Source organism: Bacillus sp. FSL K6-0042, assembly GCF_038006685.1.
GTDB classification, from domain to species: domain Bacteria; phylum Bacillota; class Bacilli; order Bacillales; family Bacillaceae_G; genus Bacillus_A; species Bacillus_A pseudomycoides.
The window spans coordinates 1,843,519-1,865,556 of sequence record NZ_JBBOVS010000001.1 but is presented as its reverse complement, the minus strand read 5'-3'; the positions used below and the strand labels follow the sequence as shown (position 1 = coordinate 1,865,556).

25 protein-coding genes, 1 pseudogene and 1 riboswitch are annotated in these 22,038 nt (G+C 35.1%); of the genes and pseudogenes, 17 read left to right on the top strand and 9 right to left on the bottom strand.

From position 1 onward, the window contains the following. The first annotated feature begins 161 nt into the window (after positions 1-161). The 6 genes from MHH45_RS09740 (at position 162) to MHH45_RS09715 (ending at position 5,102) form a co-directional block, all read left to right on the top strand. Positions 162-851, top strand: coding sequence for a FadR/GntR family transcriptional regulator (locus MHH45_RS09740; protein ID WP_255254994.1), 690 nt, complete (start codon positions 162-164; stop codon positions 849-851). A 171-nt stretch (positions 852-1,022) separates the two neighbouring features. After that, positions 1,023-1,742 carry a (Fe-S)-binding protein gene (locus tag MHH45_RS09735; protein ID WP_016113911.1) on the top strand — a complete coding sequence of 240 codons (720 nt, stop codon included), beginning with the start codon at positions 1,023-1,025 and terminating at the stop codon, positions 1,740-1,742. Positions 1,743-1,758: 16 nt separating this feature from the next. Continuing rightward, entirely contained in the window at positions 1,759-3,180 is a 1,422-nt protein-coding gene (locus MHH45_RS09730; RefSeq protein WP_088093989.1) for a LutB/LldF family L-lactate oxidation iron-sulfur protein, read from the top strand. Next, positions 3,180-3,890: a LutC/YkgG family protein gene (locus MHH45_RS09725; RefSeq protein ID WP_016113913.1), complete on the top strand. Its 711-nt coding sequence runs from the start codon at positions 3,180-3,182 to the stop codon at positions 3,888-3,890. The genes MHH45_RS09730 and MHH45_RS09725 overlap by 1 nt, the downstream gene beginning before the upstream one ends. 53 nt (positions 3,891-3,943) lie before the next feature. Further along, positions 3,944-4,726 (top strand): prepilin peptidase, encoded by a 783-nt coding sequence (locus tag MHH45_RS09720; RefSeq protein WP_088094001.1) that lies wholly within the window; start codon positions 3,944-3,946, stop codon positions 4,724-4,726. 64 nt (positions 4,727-4,790) lie between these two features. After that, entirely contained in the window at positions 4,791-5,102 is a 312-nt protein-coding gene (locus tag MHH45_RS09715) for a cyclic-phosphate processing receiver domain-containing protein (protein ID WP_016113915.1), read from the top strand. Between the two features lie 29 nt (positions 5,103-5,131). Here the strand turns inward: MHH45_RS09715 and MHH45_RS09710 are convergent, their stop codons facing one another. The 7 genes from MHH45_RS09710 to phaQ form a co-directional block, all read right to left on the bottom strand. Next, the gene (locus MHH45_RS09710) at positions 5,132-5,983 is read right to left on the bottom strand and encodes a formate/nitrite transporter family protein (RefSeq protein ID WP_088093990.1); all 852 of its coding nucleotides are present in this window, start codon (positions 5,981-5,983) and stop codon (positions 5,132-5,134) included. Between the two features lie 318 nt (positions 5,984-6,301). Beyond that, the gene (locus tag MHH45_RS09705) at positions 6,302-7,099 is read right to left on the bottom strand and encodes a TerC family protein (RefSeq protein ID WP_088093991.1); all 798 of its coding nucleotides are present in this window, start codon (positions 7,097-7,099) and stop codon (positions 6,302-6,304) included. Positions 7,100-7,179: 80 nt separating this feature from the next. Next, a riboswitch (yybP-ykoY riboswitch) is annotated at positions 7,180-7,357 on the bottom strand. Positions 7,358-7,395: 38 nt separating this feature from the next. Then, positions 7,396-8,715, bottom strand: a complete 1,320-nt coding sequence (locus MHH45_RS09700) for a TrkH family potassium uptake protein (protein WP_016113918.1) — start codon at positions 8,713-8,715, stop codon at positions 7,396-7,398. A 115-nt stretch (positions 8,716-8,830) separates the two neighbouring features. Then, a complete protein-coding gene (locus MHH45_RS09695; protein ID WP_000241213.1) occupies positions 8,831-9,016 on the bottom strand; it encodes an alpha/beta-type small acid-soluble spore protein in 186 nt (61 codons plus the stop codon). 185 nt (positions 9,017-9,201) lie between these two features. Beyond that, positions 9,202-9,645 carry a MaoC family dehydratase gene (locus MHH45_RS09690; RefSeq protein WP_016113919.1) on the bottom strand — a complete coding sequence of 148 codons (444 nt, stop codon included), beginning with the start codon at positions 9,643-9,645 and terminating at the stop codon, positions 9,202-9,204. Positions 9,646-9,746: 101 nt separating this feature from the next. Next, positions 9,747-10,271: a polyhydroxyalkanoic acid inclusion protein PhaP gene (gene phaP, locus MHH45_RS09685; RefSeq protein ID WP_016113920.1), complete on the bottom strand. Its 525-nt coding sequence runs from the start codon at positions 10,269-10,271 to the stop codon at positions 9,747-9,749. Positions 10,272-10,313: 42 nt separating this feature from the next. Beyond that, on the bottom strand, positions 10,314-10,766 hold the full coding sequence (gene phaQ, locus MHH45_RS09680; RefSeq protein ID WP_003196063.1) for a poly-beta-hydroxybutyrate-responsive repressor: 453 nt from the start codon (positions 10,764-10,766) through the stop codon (positions 10,314-10,316). Positions 10,767-10,964: 198 nt separating this feature from the next. Between phaQ and phaR the strand changes: the two genes are divergently transcribed. From phaR to MHH45_RS09655, 5 genes are all read left to right on the top strand, one after another. Further along, positions 10,965-11,447: a polyhydroxyalkanoic acid synthase subunit PhaR gene (gene phaR, locus MHH45_RS09675; protein WP_016113921.1), complete on the top strand. Its 483-nt coding sequence runs from the start codon at positions 10,965-10,967 to the stop codon at positions 11,445-11,447. A 160-nt stretch (positions 11,448-11,607) separates the two neighbouring features. After that, on the top strand, positions 11,608-12,351 hold the full coding sequence (locus MHH45_RS09670; protein WP_016131263.1) for an acetoacetyl-CoA reductase: 744 nt from the start codon (positions 11,608-11,610) through the stop codon (positions 12,349-12,351). 83 nt (positions 12,352-12,434) lie between these two features. Next, positions 12,435-13,520 (top strand): class III poly(R)-hydroxyalkanoic acid synthase subunit PhaC, encoded by a 1,086-nt coding sequence (phaC, locus tag MHH45_RS09665; RefSeq protein WP_016113923.1) that lies wholly within the window; start codon positions 12,435-12,437, stop codon positions 13,518-13,520. Between the two features lie 149 nt (positions 13,521-13,669). Continuing rightward, a complete protein-coding gene (locus MHH45_RS09660; RefSeq protein ID WP_016113924.1) occupies positions 13,670-14,863 on the top strand; it encodes an NAD(P)/FAD-dependent oxidoreductase in 1,194 nt (397 codons plus the stop codon). 23 nt (positions 14,864-14,886) lie between these two features. Beyond that, positions 14,887-16,236, top strand: coding sequence for a TrkH family potassium uptake protein (locus MHH45_RS09655; protein WP_016113925.1), 1,350 nt, complete (start codon positions 14,887-14,889; stop codon positions 16,234-16,236). A 37-nt stretch (positions 16,237-16,273) separates the two neighbouring features. Here the strand turns inward: MHH45_RS09655 and MHH45_RS09650 are convergent, their stop codons facing one another. Then, positions 16,274-16,609, bottom strand: a complete 336-nt coding sequence (locus MHH45_RS09650) for a DUF3905 domain-containing protein (protein WP_016113926.1) — start codon at positions 16,607-16,609, stop codon at positions 16,274-16,276. Between the two features lie 173 nt (positions 16,610-16,782). On the opposite strand from MHH45_RS09650, the gene MHH45_RS09645 reads away from it, so the two are divergent. The 5 genes and pseudogenes from MHH45_RS09645 (at position 16,783) to cbpA (ending at position 20,392) form a co-directional block, all read left to right on the top strand. Then, a complete protein-coding gene (locus MHH45_RS09645; protein ID WP_000240797.1) occupies positions 16,783-16,935 on the top strand; it encodes a hypothetical protein in 153 nt (50 codons plus the stop codon). A 179-nt stretch (positions 16,936-17,114) separates the two neighbouring features. Then, positions 17,115-17,735, top strand: a pseudogene (locus tag MHH45_RS09640) (2-aminoethylphosphonate-binding protein). A gap of 26 nt (positions 17,736-17,761) precedes the next feature. Continuing rightward, a complete protein-coding gene (locus MHH45_RS09635) occupies positions 17,762-18,544 on the top strand; it encodes a DeoR/GlpR family DNA-binding transcription regulator (RefSeq protein WP_016131264.1) in 783 nt (260 codons plus the stop codon). 472 nt (positions 18,545-19,016) lie between these two features. Beyond that, positions 19,017-19,646 carry a class II aldolase/adducin family protein gene (locus MHH45_RS09630; RefSeq protein ID WP_003196074.1) on the top strand — a complete coding sequence of 210 codons (630 nt, stop codon included), beginning with the start codon at positions 19,017-19,019 and terminating at the stop codon, positions 19,644-19,646. Between the two features lie 122 nt (positions 19,647-19,768). Further along, positions 19,769-20,392, top strand: a complete 624-nt coding sequence (gene cbpA / locus MHH45_RS09625; RefSeq protein ID WP_016113929.1) for a cyclic di-AMP binding protein CbpA — start codon at positions 19,769-19,771, stop codon at positions 20,390-20,392. Positions 20,393-20,433: 41 nt separating this feature from the next. On the opposite strand, the gene MHH45_RS09620 is transcribed toward cbpA, so the two are convergent. Beyond that, positions 20,434-21,201 carry a divergent polysaccharide deacetylase family protein gene (locus MHH45_RS09620; protein ID WP_016113930.1) on the bottom strand — a complete coding sequence of 256 codons (768 nt, stop codon included), beginning with the start codon at positions 21,199-21,201 and terminating at the stop codon, positions 20,434-20,436. Between the two features lie 553 nt (positions 21,202-21,754). Here MHH45_RS09620 and MHH45_RS09615 point away from each other — a divergent pair. Next, positions 21,755-22,036, top strand: coding sequence for an aspartyl-phosphate phosphatase Spo0E family protein (locus tag MHH45_RS09615; protein ID WP_016113931.1), 282 nt, complete (start codon positions 21,755-21,757; stop codon positions 22,034-22,036). Positions 22,037-22,038: the final 2 nt, after the last annotated feature.

Here is a 22,038-nt window from a genome sequence, read left to right as displayed (position 1 = left end):
TATAACAAAAATTTGGCGATTTTATGAACAAAACATTTGTACTTCTTACTAATTCGTTCTAAAATGGTTATGGATGCTATGTTCTTATAAATCGTTTGAATTGTTGTTTGGATGATACTGAGGTGATTTAACTGGAGTACAAATCTATTAAGCCGAAAAAAATTTACGAAGAGGTATCTGAAGCCATTTTAACGATGATAAAAAATGGTACATTAAAACCTGGTGACAAACTTCTTCCTGTTCATCAATTAGCCGAGCAGTTTCAAGTTGGCAGATCTGCAGTTCGTGAAGCGCTCAGTGCCTTGCGAGCTATGGGGTTAATTGAAATGAAACAAGGGGAAGGAACATATGTGAAGAACTTCGATTCTTCAGCATTGACAAAACCTTTAAATAACATGTTGTTAATGAAGAAGGAAGATATTTTAGATTTATTGGAAGTACGAAAAGTGCTTGAAGTCGGGGCAGTTCGGGCAGCAGCAGTAAAACGTACAGAAGATAATTTGAAAAATATGAAGCATTGGTTAGATGAAATGGAAAAAAGCATGGGGAATGAAAGAGCTGGTGAAAAAGCGGACTTTCATTTTCATATGGGAATTGCAGAATCTTCACATAACAACATCTTACTCGAACTTATGAATCATGTTTCGGAAATGATTGCTGAGACGATTGGTGAGTCGAGACGCATTATTTTATATGGTGAACAAACAACAGCAGAACGACTTTTAGAAGAGCATCAAGTTATTTATGATGCGGTATTGAAACAAGATGTGGAATTTGCACAGCAAGCAATGCTAAATCATTTAACAAATGTAGAGCATATTGTCACAGGTAGACAAGATATAAATTCGTGATTTAGTCTTTCAAAATTTCATTTTTCTGATAGAATAGAGAAAGATTGAGTAAGCGTTTTCTTTTTAGGGAGAGGTTCAGGTAGGTCAATTATGCCTAGCTTCTTCTTTCCGTCAAGTCATCTGATGACCATATGATTGTTGGCAAAGTTGTAATGAGGGGGAATTATAATTATGAAAGTTACTTTGTTTGTTACTTGCTTAGTCGATATGTTTGAAACAAATGTTGGTAAAGCAACGGTTGAATTGTTGGAGCATTTAGGGTGTGAAATTGAATTTCCAGAAGCTCAAGTTTGCTGTGGACAACCAGCATATAACAGCGGTCATGTAGAAGCAGCAAAAGAAGCAATGAAGCATATGATTGAAACTTTCGAAGACGCAGAATATATCGTTACACCATCTGGTTCTTGTGCGACAATGTTTCATGAGTATCCACACGTTTTTAAAGATGATCCAAAATGGGCACCTCGTGCACAAAAAGTGGCAGATAAAACATATGAATTAACACAATTTATTGTTGATGTGTTAAAAGTTACAGATGTTGGTGCGCACTTAGAAGGAACAGCGACTGTTCACAAATCTTGTCATATGACACGTTTGCTAGGAGTAAAAGAAGCTCCAGGAATTTTACTATCAAATGTAAAAGGGCTAACTGTAAAAGAACTACCAAACGCACAAAATTGTTGTGGTTTTGGGGGAACGTTTTCAGTTAAAATGACACCAATCTCTGAACAAATGGTAGATGAGAAAGTGGATAGTGTGATGGAAACAGGTGCTGATTATTTAATTGGTGCTGACTGTGGGTGTTTGTTAAACATTGGCGGACGTATTGAGCGCTTAGGTAAAGAAGTAAAAGTAATGCATATTGCTGAGGTATTGAATAGTCGCTCATGAAGGGGGAACATAAGCTATGTCTATGAAAATCAGTGAGAAAAAATTTAATGATCGCGTTGGCGATGGAATTCAAGATTCATTTATGCGCGGGGCAGTATCTTCTGCACAAACGCGTTTATATACAAATCGCTTAAAAGCAGCCGATGAATTAGGAAACTGGGAAGAATGGCGTGAACTTGGTGAACAAATTCGTCAGCATACGTTAGAAAACTTAGACTACTATTTAATGCAACTGAGTGAAAATGTATCTAAAAGAGGCGGGCATGTTTTCTTTGCAAAAACGAAAGAAGAAGCAGCACAGTATATTCAAGAGGTAGCGAAGAAGAAGCAAGCAAAAAAAGTTGTAAAATCAAAGTCGATGGTAACGGAAGAAATTAGCATGAACCATGCACTTGAAGAAATTGGCTGTGAAGTATTAGAGAGTGACTTAGGTGAGTACATTTTACAAGTAGATAATGATCCACCATCTCATATCATTGCACCAGCACTTCATAAAAACAGAACGCAAATTCGTGATGTGTTTAAAGAAAAGCTTGGGTATGAAAATTCTGATGATCCATATGAAATGACAAAGTTTGTTCGTAAACAACTTCGTGAAAAATTTATGGATGCTGAAATTGGGGTAACGGGATGTAACTTTGCAGTTGCAAATACAGGCTCTCTTTGTCTAGTAACAAACGAAGGAAATGCTGACCTTGTTATGTCTATTCCCAAAACACAAATCGCGGTAATGGGTATGGAACGTATGGTTCCAACTATGGAAGAACTAGATGTTCTTGTTGGTTTACTGTGCCGTAGTGCGGTTGGTCAAAAATTAACGAGTTATGTAACGGTAGCAGGACCAATTCAGGAAGAGGAAGTAGACGGACCAGAAGAATTCCATTTAGTTGTTGTTGATAATGGACGTTCTACAATTTTAGGTTCTGAATTCCGTCAAGTATTGCAATGTATTCGCTGTGCAGCTTGTGTAAACGTATGTCCTGTATATCGTCATGTTGGTGGTCACTCTTATGGATCCATCTATTCTGGTCCAATTGGGGCAGTATTAACACCACTTTTAGGTGGATATGATGATTATAAAGAGCTTCCGTATGCTTCTAGTTTATGCGGAGCGTGTACAGAAGCTTGTCCGGTAAAAATTCCATTGCATGACTTGTTATTAAAACATCGCCAAGTCATTGTTGAGCAAGAAGGGCGAGCGCCACTTGCAGAAAAATTAGCAATGAAGATGTTTAGTATGGGTGCGTCTTCCGCATCTTTATACAAAATGGGATCTAAAATTGCTCCGGCTGCTATGAGTCCATTTACGTCTGGTAATCGTGTAACGAAAGGTGTAGGACCGCTGAAAAACTGGACGGATATTCGCGAGTTCCCAGCTCCAAGTAAAGAAAGATTCCGTGATTGGTATAAAGATCATAAGAAAGGCGGGAATGACTGATGACAGGGACAATTCAAAACCGTGATTCCTTTTTAGACAACATTGCGAAAGAACTTGGGCGTGCGCGTAAAACAGAAGGAGTACAGCGTCCGGTATGGAAGAATAATGTAAACGTAGAAACGTTGAAAGATTATTCAGAGGAAGAATTGTTAGCAGTATTCAAAAAACAATGTACCAACATTCATACGACTGTAATTGAAACAACAAAGGATGAACTGAGTGCAGTAGTTCGAAAAATAATTACTGAAAACGGCGGCGGTCCTATTTTATTATCGGGGGACGAACGTTTTGATACGTACGGTTTGAATGCTCTATTTTCTACAGAACTTCCGAACGAAAATGTTGAAGTAAACACTTGGGATCCAGAGAAAAAAGAAGAAAATATTCGCTTGGCTGAAAAAGCAAATATCGGTATTGCTTTTAGTGATTACACATTAGCAGAATCCGGTACAATTGTCGTGCAAAGTCATAAAGGACAAGGTCGTTCTTTACACTTCTTGCCTACGATTTATTTTGCAATCATTCCACGTGAAACAATTGTACCACGTATTACACAAGCGGTTTATGATATGAATACGCGTGTAGAGAATGGAGAAGAAGTTGCATCTTGTATTAACTTTATTACAGGTCCAAGTAACTCAGCTGATATTGAAATGAATCTTGTTGTAGGTGTACATGGACCATTAAAAGCATATTATTTTGTAGTGTAAAATGGGGAAAAGCAGGCCAAGAAATGGCCTGCTTTTTTATTAGAACAAAGATAATGCGAAATGGAAGTGTCGCTCTCTTTTTGCTATATTTTTTTGGGGAAGGAGAGGATGGTGTGATATTTTATTTATATGCTTTTTTAATAGGGACGGTGCTAGGTTCTTTTTATACGGTTGTAGCAGTACGCATTCCTATTGGACAATCTATTATTGCTCCTCGTTCTTATTGTGACTATTGTCGTCATACGCTAAGGCCGAAAGAGCTTATTCCAATTATTTCTTTTTGTTTACAAAGAGGTCGCTGCATTCATTGTAAAATGAAAGTACCCTTTATTTATACATTGTTTGAGGTGATAACAGGGGGAGCATTTCTTTTTTTTACGTATGTGATTGGAATGGATAAAGAACTAATTCTTATATGGACGTTACTTTCTTTACTCATTATTATTACAATGACAGATTTGTTCTATATGTTAATCCCGGATGTAATTTTATTCTCTTTTGCTTGTTTATTTGTACTAGAACATATTTTTATTTCACTCGTTCCTTGGTGGGAGGGCTTGATTGGTGGAGGAACGATATTTATTGTGTTATATCTCGTTCAAATTCTATTTCCGAATGGACTTGGAGGAGGTGATGTGAAATTACTTTCGCTACTTGGATTTATAATAGGGGCGAAAGCAATTTTTATTGTGCTTTGTTGTGCTTCTAGTTTGAGTCTTTGTTTCTTTGGAATTGGTATGTTACTCAAGCGTATTACATCAAGACAACCATTGCCATTCGGACCGTTTATTGCACTTGGAACAATATGTTATTTGGCTATGATATATCTGGAATAAAGTGAAACTGTAATCAGTGGAGGTATTACTGTCCGCAAATAGCGGGATAAAGGAGAAGTAGAAAATGAAAGTGTATATGGATGATCAAAGACCTTGCCCCTTCGGTTATGTCTTAGCGACAACAGTCGAAACTGCTTTAAATTTTTTGCGCAATTCTGATGTAGATATTATATCGCTCGATTATAATATGGGATGGCGTCAGAAAAATGGTTTGGATTTTTTAGAAGTTTTTTGTACGGAAGGCCTTTATGTACAGGAAATTCATTTACATACAAATGATTCAATTGGTATGCAGTACATGTTAGAGCGGATAAATAAAGGAAAAGAAACGAGAGAGATTTCCTCAAATATACAGGTGAAATGCACTGGAAGTTAAAAAGCTCCAAGGGGATCCTTGGAACTTTTTTAGTGTTTCATCTGTGCTTGTAAAGGGATGATTTCTTCTTGTTGAACTGCTTCTAGGTTATCTTCTGCCGCTTTAGGTTCTGGGTTTTTTTGAGTTAAATAATGATATACCATCCCAACGAATACGGATCCACCGATAATGTTGCCAATTGTAACCGGAATTAAGTTATGGATAGCACCAGCGAAAGAAACTGTATCAGGATGTGGTGATACTAAAGATAGTGCAAATAATGATAAGTTTGCAATGCTATGTTCATAACCAGATAAGAAGAAAGTAAAGACAAGAAACATCATCATAAGTATTTTTGCTGTATCTCCTTTTACTTGAGAAGGAAGGAAACATGCAAGGCACACAAGCCAGTTACATAAAATCGCTTTGAAAAATAATTGCATTGTAGGTGTTCCCATTTTTCCTGCAACGACTATATTCATTAAATGTTTATGATCGATTGATTGGAAAATACCAGTTGCATAAAATAACAATGCAAAAAATACTGCACCTGCTAAGTTACCTGCATAACAAGCAACCCAGTTACGAAGTGTATCGCCAATTGTAGTTTCTTTTCGCAGAGTTGCGACTGTAAAATACATTGTATTTCCTGTAAATAATTCAGCTCCGCCATATATAATTAAAATAAGTGCAATTCCAAAAAACATAGAAGATGCTAAATATGTTGCGGGTGAATTTACAACATTGAAGAAATTTCCTAATTTAAAACATAGTACAATAGTAAAACCAATATAGATGCCAGCTAGTGCAGCGCGAATGAAATATTGCATTGGATTTGCATCCAACATTTGTTTCTTTTTCTGCGCAAGTTGTACAACGTAAGCTAATCCTTGTTCTAGCATAAGTAATACGCTCCTTTAGTACATTGTCTGTAAGTACTCTTTATATAAATAAGGTACACGTATTTACTCTTAGTTTCAATAAGTTTGTGCAATGTTTCACAAAAAGGACATACCTTCTAAATGAAAGCGTTAACAAATTGTGGTATGATATCATATGTTTGTAAAAATAGAGGGAAATGGAAACTTTTTATGTAATAAAATGAAACTTCTATCATTGGGGCGTTATCTTTCAAGGATGGCAAATGGATTAGTTATCCTCCATCTATCTATTTTGGAAGGGGGACTATTTAGAGTGAGGTAAATGAAAAAACGCTGTTGTTACAGCGCTTTTTCATCCAAATTCTTTTGTGTATTTTGGACACTTGTATCTTTAGATAAGAACCAACCACCCATTGCAATTCCAATTAGTACAATCCAAAATCCAATTTTCCATGGTGCTGATTCTGGGAAACTGTGTGGAATAACGCCTAAAGCAGGATGAGCCAATGTATAAACAGCTAATTTAACACCAACCCAACCAACAATTAAGAAAGCGGCAGTTTCTAAACCTGGTTTGCGTTTTAATAGTTGTACGAAAGCAGATGCAGCAAATCGCATAATGATTAAACCAATGAGCCCGCCTGCAAAAATAACAAGAAATTGTCCTGTATCAAGACTACCAATTGTACCAAGGCCTGTTTTTGGTAAAGTCATCGCTAATGCAACAGCTGCTAAAATGGAATCAACGGCAAACGCAATGTCGGCAACTTCAACTTTAAATACTGTCCACCAAAAGTTTTCTTGTTTTTTCTTTGTTTCTTTCTCTTCAGTTTCTTCATGTGTATTCTTTTTAACATATGTTTTGAATAAATGGTTACCAGCGATAAACATTAAGTAAATCGCCCCCAGTGCTTGCACTTGCCATACGTCGACTAAGAAAGAGATCATAAACAATGATCCGAAGCGGAACACGAAAGCTCCTGCTAATCCATAAAACAATGCTTTTTTTCTTTTTTCTTCTGGTAAATGTTTGACCATGATAGCAAGAACTAGCGCGTTATCAGCTGCTAAAATTCCTTCTAGTGCAACTAAAATTAATAATACCCAACCATACTCCAATAATAATGATACATCCATGTACATTCTCCTCTCAATTGTATAAATCCTAAACAAGTGAAGAGGTTTCCCCACTGTTTAGTTTCCCCATACTCCAACCTATCAACGATGGGAGGAATTGGAAAAGAATACAAAAAAGACCTCTGCCGTTGATAGGCAAAGGTCTTGCTAGACATATGTAATGAAAATGCCAACAAAGCCGGAAGAACTGAGTTCTACGTAATGACGACTTTGTTTCCAAGAATATATTCTTGGACGCTACTCCCCTTTGGAAATATGCTATTGTATTTTCATTATATGGATAATGTAAATGTTTGTCAACCTGTTAAAATGTCTTCGTTTGGATATTTTATCTTTCTTTGTTTTTTATGTGCAAAAGAAAATGCTAATGTTAAAGGACCCATTTTTCCAAAAAACATCATAAATATAATGGTTATCTTTCCGATTATTGTCAATTTTGAGGTAAGTCCCATACTGAGACCAACAGTCCCAAATGCCGAAAATACTTCAAAGGCACTCATTAAGAGGGGGACTTGTTCGGTGATACTTAAAATTAATATGGCGAAAAAAATAAATGAGATTGAAATGACTACAATGGCAAGTGATTTTACAATCAAACCATCTTTTATTGATTTTTTAAAGATAACAATGTCATCTTGCTCTTGTAAAAATTTAAGAACCCCGAGTAGCATAATTAAAAAAGTTGTTAATTTAATGCCGCCACCTGTTGAAGCACTACCAGCTCCAATGAACATGAGCAACATCATTAGTAAAAGGGATGGTTTTGTTAATTGTGCCATGTCTACAGTATTAAAGCCAGCTGTACGTGTGGAAACAGCTTGGAAATAGGCTGCTAGTCCTTCTTCAAACGGTGTAAATCCTTTCATAGAAATTGGATTATGGAATTCAAATATAAAAATTAAAATTGTAGCAGCAATATTTACAATAAGAGTAGATGAGAGCATAAGTTTAGAGTGTAATGTAAGGTTCTTAAAGTTGCGTTTTCTTTTTATATCCACTATGACTGTGAAACCAATTCCGCCTAAAATAATGAGAGAAGAAATGACTATGTTGACGAGTATACTATGAGATTGTGACATTAAATTATCAGTCCAAATGGAAAACCCGGCGTTGTTAAATGCTGAAATGGCATGAAAAAAACTATAATATAGTCCGTTAGAAACACCGTATTTTGGAACCCATTCAAAAGCAAGAAGAAGAGTAGCGAAACATTCAATGGTAAAAGAAAATAGAAATAATGATTTTGCGAGACGAATCACTCCGCCGATATTTGTTTGATTTAATGCTTGCTGTAGTAAAATTCGATTTTGGAGACCGATTTTTCTCCCGAGCATAATCGCGATTAATATAGCAAAGCTCATAATGCCGAGACCGCCAACTTGTATGAGTGTTAAAATAACAAGTTGCCCAAATAGGGTGAACACTTTTCCGGTGTCAACAACGCCGAGCCCTGTAACTGTAAATGCAGAAACAGTTGTAAATAATGCATCTAGCCAAGAAATTGAAGTTGTAGTGGAGATAGGCAGTTTTAATAGGCATGTTCCGATAATGGATAGTGCAATAAAAGATAACGTAAGTACACGAGGAGGACTCATTTTAATATTAATCCGTTTCATATTATATACCTTTCCTTTCGGCGTGCTCTTTGTAGTATGTCAAAAAGAATTACAATGTATGTTGAAAAGGAAAAGAGGCAGAATATATCTGCCCCTGAATCAATTATTTATAGAATTATCCACGTAATTGTTGTTGTGCTAAGGAAACGAGACGTTTTGTTACTTCGCCACCGACAGATCCGTTAGAACGAGATGCTGTATTCGAACCTAAGCTTACACCAAACTCTTGTGCAATTTCATATTTAAATTGTTCTAGGGCTTGCTCAGCACCAGGAACAAGTAATTTATTTGTTTTTACCATTGATAACACATCCTAATTTATATTCCAGTTTATTTGTTTTTAATGAGCAGTAAAGGAATGTTTTGCTGATACAAGCTCACTGTATAAACTGGTATCGTTAGTGTATGTGTTATATGTTTGGTCATACACGGAAGTAATCGGTGAGATTAGAAGTTATTGGATACGAAAAAAGAGTAGCACACATGCTACTCTTTTTTCATTATTGTTGCTGTACCTTCGACAACTATATCATTCCATTGATTATATACATTTGTTTGCAACGTAATAATTTTTTTATCATCACGTTTTTTGATAACTTCTGCGACTACGCGTAAGGTATCACCAATTTTTACAGGTGCACGAAATGATACATTTTGTGATAAATAAATTGTGTTTTTTCCTGGTAATTTTGTTCCGAGAATGGTCGAAATAAATCCTGAAACAAGCATACCATGTGCAATTCTTTCTTTAAACATTGTTGTTTTTGCAAAAGAGTCCAGAATATGAATTGGATTCACATCCCCGGTCAGTTTTGCAAAAGTGATAATATCTTCATTGGTAATCGTTTTTGTTAAGGATGCTTGATCGCCAACTTGAATCTCATCATAATGAAGCTCTTGAACAGACTGCGCTTCTTGAAATAGATTCATGTTTTCCTCCTTCTTTTCCATATCGAAAAATGTAAGCCATCTTGATGTAATGGGAGGAAGAAAGAGTCTAGTTTGTTCTGCGGTAAGCTGCCACATTTTCCTTACTTGATGGAAGTAAATAGATTTTTTGAGTTTTCCTCGAACTTTTTTACGAGTTCCAGTTGTGTAGATTTGAATTCTTCCAAAAAACCTTCTAATTGTTTTTGAACCTCGTCACGTTGAAGTTGTTGTTGTTCAATGAATTGTTTTGTTGTTTCTTCAAACTGGCCGCTCGTTTGAGTAAGAATTGTCAAAGATGTTTTTGTTGGAGACACAGTAAGTTGATGAAGATGATTAGAGAGTTCGTTCCATTTTTCTTGCCATTCGTTAATTTGTTCATTTAAGGAGTTGCCTGTGAATTGCTTCACGTATTCTGTATATTGACTATTAAATTGAGTAGTGAATTGTTGTAGTTCTTTTTCGAGTTCATCTACTCCTGCTGTTAATTTATGCAAAGCATCCTGCTGTTGTTTTAAAGTTTCTAAAGTAAGTTGCTCCAATTGTTTCCCTGCTGAAGAGAAAAGGGAAAGAGAATGTGACCAATTTTTCCAAAATGCATCGACCAGTTCGTATGGTTTAGTTTCCATGGTTTGACCTCCAAATATTTTTTTGCATATTGTGAACGCAGATTATTCTGCTGTACCACCAGGTGAAGATGAAGATTTTTTTTCATCCTTTTCTGGAGAAGTAGAAAATGGAAAGAATGCATTGGTGTATAACGTGAAGAATGTTCGCAACATATTTTGATAATGTTCAAAAGAGGTCGCGCATGTTGCTAAATATTGCTCTCCATATTCTGTTAAAGAATAAATTCGCTTTGCTGGCCCTCCTTCACTTGTATCCCAAGTGGAAGATATGAGGTTTTCTTTTTCTAACTTGCGCAAGGTTCTATAAACATTACCTTGGTCAACGGAAGAAAAGCCAATATCCATTAGCATTTGAATGAGTTTGTAACCGTGAAGACTCCAGTCTTTTAGACAGAGAAGTAAGAAGGGAACTAAGAAGTTTTTTGGCATGGAGTTTGGTTGTTTCGCTTGGTTTGTTTCCAAACTTTCTTGTTGTTCTGGTTCATTATGTAGCATGATTGTGCATCACCTCATGAATCAGTTAGATGGAATTTTTTGCTTATAAGTGCAATTTACACCTATCTGTTTTCTATGTCAATACATTTGTTGGAATATAGAAAAAAACAAAATACAGACTTGAAGTTTTATTCAGAATATTGGAAAATAGTGAATAGGTTGAATTGTTTCAAAAACGAATAAAGGAGTGTAGGAGAAGTGATTGATCAAAAATTCGATCCACTACAAGCATGGAAAGAAGCTTATGAACAGACCGAAACATTTTGGGGAAAAGCGCTCAATGAAACAATCAAAACAGAAGAGTATTCTGCTTGGATGGGAAGCGTTCTAGATTTGAATTTGTTTTATCAGAAGATGTTGAATGATGCAACAAAAGGTTATTTAGAAAAAGTGAACATGCCAACCCAAGACGATATCGCAAGAGTGGCTACGCTTGTTATTAACTTAGAAAATAAAGTTGATAACATCGAAGAGTTTTTGGAAGAAAAAGCAGATTCTTTAGGACAATCTCCTACGCTAAAACGTGATGTAATAAAAGTGAAACAAGATATTCGTACATTAGAAGATAAAGTGGATAAGATTTTAGAATTACTTGAAAAACAAAATGAAGTGTTAGCAAAATTACAGGAACCAGCGAAAGAAGTGGCGAAAGCGCCTCTGAAACCAGAGAATAAAAAGTAGTTAAGAAGTGTTGTTTATACGTTCAAAAAGGGAAAGGGAGAACCTCTTTTACGAATGGTATGAACAGCTGAAAATAGTTTGTATGTAGAATATCGTTTTAAAATATGTATCAGGGTGATGCATTCTTATATCTAACAAGTTCAATAAAGGGGGAATAGAAATGGTTCAATTAAATGGTAAAGTAGCAATCGTAACAGGTGGGGCAAAAGGGATTGGTAAAGCGATTACAGTAGCATTAGCAAAAGAGGGCGCAAAGGTTGTTATTAACTATAATAGCAGTAAAGAAGCGGCTGAAAATCTAGCGAATGAATTAGGAACAGAAGGTCATGATGTATATGCAGTTCAGGCAGATGTTTCTAAGCTAGAAGATGCGAAGCGCCTTGTAGATGAAGCTGTGAATCATTTTGGTAAGGTAGATATTCTTGTAAATAATGCTGGTATTACAAGAGACCGTACTTTCAAAAAATTAAACCGTGAAGATTGGGATCGCGTAATCGATGTAAACTTAAGTAGTATATTTAATACAACGAGTGCGGCACTTCCTTACATAACAGAATCAGAAGAGGGTAGAATCATTAGCATTTCTTCTATTATTGGACAAGCTGGTGGATTTGGACAAACAAACTATTCAGCAGCAAAAGCTGGTATGTTAGGATTTACAAAGTCATTAGCGCTAGAACTTGCGAAAACAAATGTAACAGTGAATGCGATTTGCCCAGGATTCATTGATACAGAAATGGTAGCAGAAGTGCCGGAAGATGTTCGTCAAAAAATCGTTTCTAAGATTCCAAAGAAACGTTTCGGACAAGCGGATGAAATTGCAAAAGGTGTTGTATACTTGTGCCGTGATGGAGCGTATATCACTGGTCAACAGTTAAATATTAACGGCGGATTATATATGTAATGAAGCAAAGAGAAAGTGCATATCCATAGCAGGAGTGCACTTCTTTCTTGAAGAAGGAAATCAATTAAAAAGGAGATAGGAAAATGACTACATTCGTAACAGAATGGGAAAAGCAATTGGAACTATACCCAGAAGAATATCGAAAAGCATACCGTCGTTTTAAAAGAGCGAGTGAAGTTTTACTACGTGAACCAGAGCCACAAGTTGGTTTAACTCCAAAAGAGGTCATTTGGACGAAAAATAAAACGAAGCTGTATCGTTACATTCCAAAGCAGGAAAAAACACATTCAGTTCCCATTTTATTGATCTATGCGCTAATTAATAAACCATATATTATGGATTTGACACCAGGAAATAGTTTGGTGGAATATTTAGTAGATCGTGGTTTTGATGTGTATATGCTTGATTGGGGCACATTCGGTTTAGAAGATAGTCATTTAAAGTTTGATGATTTTGTGTTCGACTATATTGCAAAAGCAGTTAAAAAAGTAATGCGAACTGCAAAAGCGGACGAGGTATCTCTACTCGGATATTGTATGGGTGGTACGCTAACATCCATTTATGCGGCACTTCATCCACATATGCCGATTCGAAATTTAATTTTTATGACAAGTCCATTTGATTTCTCTGAAACAGGATTATATGGTCCATTATTAGATGAAAAGTATTTTAACTTAGACAAAGCAGTTGATACATTTGGAAATATACCGCCGGAAATGATTGATTTCGGAAATAAAATGTTAAAGCCAGTTACAAACTTTGTTGGTCCGTATGTTGCTTTACTTGACCGCTCAGAAAATGAGCGCTTTGTTGAAAGCTGGAAGCTAATTCAAAAATGGGTTGGAGATGGTATCCCATTCCCAGGTGAATCGTATCGACAATGGATTCGCGATTTTTATCAAAATAATAAATTGGTTAAAGGTGAGCTCGTGATTCGAGGTCAAAAAGTAAAACTTGAAAACATTAAGGCAAATGTCTTAAATATTTCTGCAAAACGTGATCATATTGCATTGCCATGTCAAGTAGAGGCGCTCTTAGATCATATTTCTAGTACAGACAAACAGTATGTGTGCTTGCCGACAGGACATATGTCAGTTGTATACGGTGGAACGGCTGTAAAACAAACGTATCCTACAGTTGGAAATTGGCTTGAGGAACGCTCTAATTGAAGTGAAAAAGTGATTAATATGGCTTGAACAAATATCTTTTTTGTTCATACGAATGAAATGGAAAATCCAGCTAGCACAGGCTAGCTGGATTTTTTTATGTAAAGTAACAAAAAATAAAAGGTAGGAAATTCAATTGTAGGAGAGTAGTTATGAAATTAGCATTAGGAAAGTTATACTGGAATGAAGAAGCTTGTATGCCTTGTTATCCGATATTAGAAAATGATATGATATGTGATGTGCTTATTGTTGGAAGTGGAGAATCAGGCGCTCAAATTGCATATTTTTTAACAAAATTAGGAATGAGTGTCACGTTGATTGATAAACGAAAAATTGCACACGGAAGCACAGCTGCTAATACAGGATTACTACAATTTGTTCATGATAAGTCATTGACATCTTTGATTCATACATTTGGGGAAGCAAAAGGGGTGCGAGCTTATCAGCTTTGTTACGAGGCACTGCGAACATTGGAACAGGTTGTTCCAATGTTAGATATTGATCCTTGTTTTATTCCGAGAAGAAGCTTATATTATGCAAGTCAAAATGAAGATATTTCATTCCTTCAAGAAGAGTATCGTACATTACAACGTTACGGATTTCCTGTTGAGTATTTTACAGAATCTGATATTAAGAAACGATATTCATTTACAAAACCGGCAGCATTATATACACGAGGGGATGCAGAAGTGAACCCGTATATGTTAGCTCATGGTCTTATACATAAAGCAAACCAGCTAGGTGCTTCTATTTTTGAAAATACAGAGGTTGTGCATATTAAGCCTGTTCAAAAAGATTTGGTTTCTTACACAAAAATAGGTAAGAAAATTGTAGCGAAAGCAGTGATTATGGCTACAGGATATGAAACACTATTTGGGAAAAAAGAAGCAAATACAACGGTAGAAACCTCTTATGCTATTGTTACAAATGAGCAAGAGCATTTTAATGGGTGGCACGAACAATCATTAATTTGGGAAACTGCTCGGCCGTATTTGTATTTTCGTACGTACAAAAACAGAATTATTGTAGGCGGATTAGATGAAGCGATGCAACTTCAGAAATTTGGTGATACAAAGTTATTGCATAAACGAGAATTGCTAACTAAAATTATACAAGAGATGTTTCCGAATATTTCAAATGTTAGAGCTGAATATTATTGGGCTGCTGCATTTGGCGGAAGTCATGATGGTCTTCCTATTTGTAAAAAAGATGATAAAGTCTCTAATTTGTATTATGCATTACCGTATGGGGGAAATGGAACTGTATATGGAATGGTATTTGCAAAACTATTTCAGCAGTTATTTACAAATAAAGAAAATGATGATTTTTCTTTGTTTAATCGATAGAAAAAAGGTAGCGAAGTGATGGGATGAGAGATATAAAGAAATTTTTGCGAAAATTGCGTCCGGTACAGCTTATTGTTTTATTTTATTTCATGGCAGTAATTGTTTCTGTAATTTTATTAAGTTTACCATTTGTCATTAAGCCAGGTGTAAAATGGACTTTTATAGATGCGTTATTTATATCTGTTAGCGCTGTTAGTGTTACGGGGCTTTCAGTGGTTTCTATTCCAGATACGTTAAATACGGCAGGTATTATGATTTTAGCGCTCGTATTACAATTAGGCGGTTTAGGAATTATGGCACTTGGTACATTTGTTTGGATGATAACAGGTAAGAAAATAGGTTTGCAGCGAAGACGATTAATTATGGCAGATCATAACCAAGGAAATTTATCAGGACTTGTTGAGTTGATGCGGTCTATTTTAATTTTGATTATTTCGATAGAAGTGGTTGGGGCGCTTCTATTAGGAACAAGATTTTTACTCTATTTCCCAAGTTGGAAAGAAGCGTATTTTCATGGTTTTTTTGCCGCTGTTAGTGCAACAACCAATGGTGGATTTGATTTAACTGGTCAGTCGCTTATACCATATCAGAAAGACTATATTGTACAAATAATTCATATGCTTCTTATTATTTTAGGAGCAATTGGATTTCCTGTGCTAATGGAAGTAAAACAGTATTTGAGTAAGGAAAAACATCAATTGTTTCGTTTTTCACTATTTACAAAATTGACAACAACGACATTTTTCTCGCTTATTATTGTGGGAACAATCGTTATTTTTTTATTGGAGCGAAATCAGTTTTTGTTAGGGAAATCCTGGCATGAAACGGTATTTTATACGTTGTTTCAATCCGTTACAACGAGAAGTGGTGGATTAGCGACAATGGATATACGTGACTTGTCACAGCCGACGCTTTTATTTATGAGTGTTTTAATGTTTATTGGTGCTTCTCCAAGTTCAGTTGGAGGGGGAATACGTACAACGACGTTTGCTGTGAATATTCTTTCCCTATATACGTTTGCAAAAGGTGGTAGAACGGTACGTGTTTTTAAACGGCAATTGCATGAGGAAGACGTTTTAAAAGCGTCCGTTGTTATGACTATGGGGATTTTATTATGTGCTTCTGCTTTATTTATTTTATCGATGACTGAAAATGCACCATTTATGAGTTTAATTGTTGAAGTATGTTCTGCATTTGGAACGACTGGGTTATCAACAGGTATCACTTCTGATTTAACAACTGCTGGAAAACTTGTATTAATTGTTCTTATGTTTATTGGTCGTGTTGGTATTTTAACATTTATTTTAGCAAGTGGTGGAAGGGAACAACCGCCTCGCTATAAATATCCCAAAGAGAGAATTATTATTGGATAACATGAAACCATTCTACCTATAAAGGTAGAATGGTTTTTTAATCGTTAATACCAAATTGAGGGTGCATAAATGAATCTTCAACCCCGTCTGTTTTGTTTCGTAACACTTCTTGATTTTCTTCTGAAATCCATCCGATATCATTTGTTGGATGAATCCATTCTTCGCCAGCCATAATGGCCGGATCAACTTCATCACTCCAATTGTTAAGTGGGCTATTTTTAGAATTGTATTTACTATCTCCAATTACAACATCGTATTGATTAATAAAGGGCTGTTGCATTTGTTTTCCTGTTCCTTTAAAGGAGGGGAAATTCATTTGATGTGGCAAAGTTTCATCTAAAATGGGTGAATGAATTTGTTGTTTTTTCTTCAAAGTAATCGTTCCTTCTTTATTATAGTAGGAAATATAAATTTCCTGTTCAGATATAGTGTTTCCCTATATACGTTGCTTTGTACTTGTTAACACTTCCCATCAATAATTTTTGAAAGTTTTCTCAAACTAATATAGAAAGTAAGATGTCATTACAGGGAAGGAAGGTATTATTGATGGTAAAACGAAAAGTAAAACAACATGCGGCAATGAATCATAATAAAACTCCAAAAGAAAGTCTACCGGATGCGGAATTTGCGGTAGAGTATGAAAATGAAAATCCAGCGAAATATGCAAATCGTAATTCAAAAAAGGGTAAGCAAAAATGAGGCGTTTTTTACAAACGCCTCGTTTTTTTGTGGGATTTTTAATCTTTTTTTAATTATTTGTAAACTTCCTGTCTTTCTAGAAAAGAAAAAATAGAAAAAACATTGAAGTACCAACGTATTACACCAAAACAAACAACAAACAAAAGATTAATGTTGGTTTAATACTGCTTTTACACTTGATGTTTATATTTAAGTTGTACATAAGAAAAATAAAAGGAGAGAGAAACAGTGAAAAAACATTCTTTAAAGCTGTAGCAACCGGGGGAGTATTTTCTTTATTAATGGGGTGTGGTGCCAAGAAAGAAGAAACTGCGGGGGCGAAAGTGAAAGATGACAAATTGTCTGGATTATTAACAGTTTACACAGCAATTGAAGAAGAGCTTGCACCTATTTATCTTGATTCCTTTAAAAAGAAATACGCAGATGTGAAATTAAATATCGCTCGTGATTCAACTGGGGTTATTACAGCAAAATTGTTAGCAGAAGGGAAAAATACACAAGCGGATGTTGTATGGGGAACAGCGGCTTCTAGTCTTCTGGCTTTAGACAAGAAAGAAATGTTAAAAGAATATTCTCCAAAAGGTGTAGATCATGTACTTCCGCAATTAAAGATGATAAAAAGCCAGAAAAATGGATTCGCGACGATTAAAAATGATTATAAACTTCCGGATGGTTTCCCAAAAGATGCAACAGACAAGTTATATAAAAATAACGATTTTAAATGGGCGGCTGATAATCGCGATAAAATTTTAGAACGTTGGGAAAAAGAATTTGGTCAAAAAGCAGAACCGAAAAAGTAAGTGGGAGAGAAAAATGAGGTGAAGTTATGTCTATTGTTGGAGAAGAGAGAAAGCGTAGTATTCTTGAAAAAGTAGAGTTTAAGGGAAAAGTGAAAGTTTCAGAGCTAGCAAGTGAATTTTCAGTATCAACAGAAACCATTCGCAGATATTTAGAAGAGCTTGATCGGGAAAAAAAGTTGAAGAAAGTATACGGGGGAGCGGTTCAACTTCCGGGAGCAGGGATAGAGCCCCCTATGCTAGAAAGAGAAATGCTATATATTGAGGAAAAGAAAAGAATTGGCTATAAAGCAGCAACTTTTGTAGAAGATGGAGATGTCATTGTTATCGATGATGGAAGCACGCCCCTGCAAATGGTCCCGTATCTCGTTCATCGGAAAAACTTAACTGTTGTGACGAGTTCATTTCCTGTTGCAGCCCAATTAATTTCTTCTATAAATAAAAAAATGTTTGATGGTGAAGTATTATTTATTGGAGGAAAGGTATCGCCAAAACACTGTCGTGTATCAGGATCTATTTCACAGCAAGTCATTCGTCAGTTTCATTTTCATAAGGCATTTATTTCAATTGATGGCTTGTTACCTAGTTTTGGAATCTCGAGTTTTGAATTGGAAAAAGCTAAGTTATCAGAAGCGATGATTCAATTAGCGGAAAAGACATTTATTTTATGTGATCATACAAAAATGGGGGTAAAAGGAAATTATCGAATCGCCGGTTTTTCTGATATGGGGCACGTAATTTGCGATAAAAAAATGCCGCATAGTTTTGAAGAATTTATTACAAAAAATAATATTCGCTGGACGATTAGTTAAATATAGGTTTCCAATCCGAAAGTTGTAGGGCCTACTGTTTTATTATTTTACACGTAGATAAGAGAGGTACTTTGAAAAGTTTTGTATCAGTGCAAAAAAAATGGACACATTTTTCGGTTCCCTTCATATAATTTACCAACAGAAAAAAAGTTGACTGGAGGAAAGAAGGGGAAAAGGTGTCGGAACGCTTGTATAATAAACTTATATTGTATACAAATATATTACAAAAGATCGGCATTATTAATGAGCAAGAGAAGAGTGAGATGCTTCAAATGATGAACAAAAAGGCTCTGTGAAAGAGCTTTTTTTGTTGTGTAACATGTGCCTAATTTTCAGGTAGATGAAGAAATTGTATTGACAAAAAGAGATTCTCATGTGATAATTCAATTAAATTTTTGGAATAATCAAAAAATAATTCTTTTACATAGAAATGGCTAAACCATTACAGTGATATTCTCATGGGGGTGACGAAATGTTATTTTTTTTAAAGAAGTGGAAAGAGTTAAGAGATGTAAAAATGGAATTGGCTCTCCGTGATTGGTTTTATGGTACAAAAATTAGTTTATCTATGCGGACATCACAAGAACCATTAACATTTTTAGTAAATATTGAAGGAAGAGACAAAGGGTTATTTGCAGAAGAGGATTTTATTGTAGTAAATAGTATGTGCGAGCCTGTATTTGCAAATGATGAAAAACCAGCAGTTGAATCGTTTATGCATGCAGATATTTATAAAAAAGGTAATGCGGAGTGTATTTTGCAAGTTCAAACTGTAGATAGTCATTTAATATCAGAGTTATATGGAAAAGAAGGAGCAGTTACATTTGAAAAACGCACTGTAGAACGTGTTTTTGGAAAAGAAGGAATTACAGAGATTACGATTCCGATTGTAGAAAATGAAAAGAAGTTTGCTGATTTATTAGAGAATCATGTTCCTAATTTTATAGAAGGCGGCGGTGCTATACTTGTTCATAATTACGGAATGATTGTATGGGGAAACTCGCCAGAAGAGACGAAAAAATGGTTAGAGGGGTTAGAGTATTTAATGAATTATCACGTGAAATTATTGATGATTAAAGGAACTAAGAGTTCAGTTATATAAAGAGAACAATTCGTTACGTGCAAACTAATAAATGAAAGCGTTTTAAAAATAATTTCACTCATAAAATATGGGTCTCCTTATTATATATAGATTACATGTCGTCATGTGAGGAGGAACGTATTTTGCGAGTTAAATATCATTTTCTGCCGAAACAACAGGTGACATTTTGTAAGGATAATGATTCGGGGGAACAGGCGTTAAAAATTATGAACGTGAAGGGATATAGAGCGATCCCTGTACTTGCAGAAGATGAGAAGAGATTTAAAGGGATCATTTATAAAGTAGATATTTTAGAACGTAAATGTAATGAGGGTTTAGAAGATGTATGTGTGAAAGATATTATGGAAGATAAATCTGCATTTATTTTTGAAAAGGATTCTTTTTTTCGAGCCTTTTATGTAATTAGGCGTCTTCCATTTTTAGCTGTATTGAATGAGTACAATGAATTTGTTGGCATTTTAACACATTCTAATATATTTGATGTCATTGAAGATTCATTTGGGATGCAAACGGGTGGTTATATAATAACAATCGCAACGCAAGATTGTAAGGGGACAATTAAGGAGTTAGGAACGTTGCTCAGGTCTTATCATATTGGTGGATTATTTACATTGGACAATGGTGATCAATATATTCGTCGTGTTATTGTGAACATTACAGATGACTTAAGTGAAAAAGCATTAGAATCATTAATTGCAAAAATAGAGAAAAAAGGATTTCGCGTGAGTCATGTAGATTATATATAAGGTAGTAGTATGAAAAATAGAGAGCAGCATATAGCTGCTCTCTATTTTTGTTTGGAGACAGGTGGTGGTGAGAGGACAAGGTCGGATAAGAAAATAAAGTCTGCATGTTCACGTACTTTAGGAATGGTGGACTCAATAACACGAGAAGTAATTTCCCCAGGAGGGCCGACATGACCAATTGCTACTACGACAGGTTTTTCTTTAATTTTTTGTAGAAGTAACTGTGCTTGCTTTGTAATATGAGATGATGTATAAACATCATCAAAGAATAATTGATTTTCTACAATAGGAACTTCTAATTCCTTTCCGATTTTTGGTACTACGCTATTGGGATTTGTTTTACTATCTAAATAAAATAGGCCATGTTTTTTACATACTGATAGTATGATTCGCATAATTCTTTCATCAGCTGTTACTTTAGAACCCATATGATTATTCATCCCAATTGCATGTGGTACTTCTTGAATCGCTTGTTCGACCCGACTTTCAATTTCATGATCACTTAAATCAGTTGTAATAGCTTTAGGACCAAGCCATTCTTTTTTTCCTTTAATAGGCTCCATTGGCATATGAATAATAACTTCATGCCCTTTTTGATGTGCAGCTACTGCATCTTGTTTTGTAGATGGAAGAAAGGGCATAACAGCTACAGTAAGTGGAATGGGAAGTGATAACATCCTTTCAGTTCCCTTCATATTATTTCCAAAGTCGTCGATTACAATGGCAACTTTATTTGTATGGGCATACGTTTGAAAAGGAAAAATGACAGTAGATAATAAAATGAAAAAAATAATGATATGTTTACGCATATAAAAAGTTCCTTTCTGAGTGGGTGATTTGTTATAAATAAAGTTTTATCAAATTTCTAGTTAGTAAAACAAATTAGATATGTAATTTGCATGAACTGCACTAAAATCCTGATTGGTAAGTGCTAATAATCAGTGGGGATGAAGAAAGCTCGCACTGATTAAGGTTTCACTTTATAGAAAATTTATCTTTTTTAATAAAATAAGGTACTGTATTTGTGAAGATGGACACGCAAATCTATAATTATGATTTGCGTTTTTTACATAAATTAAACGAGAAAAATGTCGAAGTGCTGGAAATTAAAAAATGTAAAAGAAGGGTTTATTTGTCGTTTGGAAAAAATAATATGAAAAAAATGTCTATTATTGCGAATGTATTTACAAAGATAGAATAATTTGTAATAATTCTCAAAGTGAGGATAAAGATTTGTAAATTACAGGGAGAAAATGTTAAAATTTCTGAGTATTCTAATTCGATTGCAATATACATTTGTAGCCTCAATGTATGGAGTGAAAATGAAGTAGAGAGTATGGAAGAATAATGAGGGGGATATGGATGTTTACAGCAAAACGGGAGTATACAATGGAAAAACTTTCGCGTGATATTCATATGAAACGTGAAGAAATGATTCATTTAGGTTTAACAAACGGATTAAACAGTACTGAAACAATTCAAGTGAGTCAAGAATTGGACAAGCTTATTGTACAGTATCAACGATATAAAGAACAAAAAACACCAAGATGGTTCGCATTTATGAAGGTACCCTTTTCCCAAATGGAATATGAAGGAAAAACAAGTGCTTTTTGGAAAATGTTTGTGACTGCTTTTATGAAATAAAC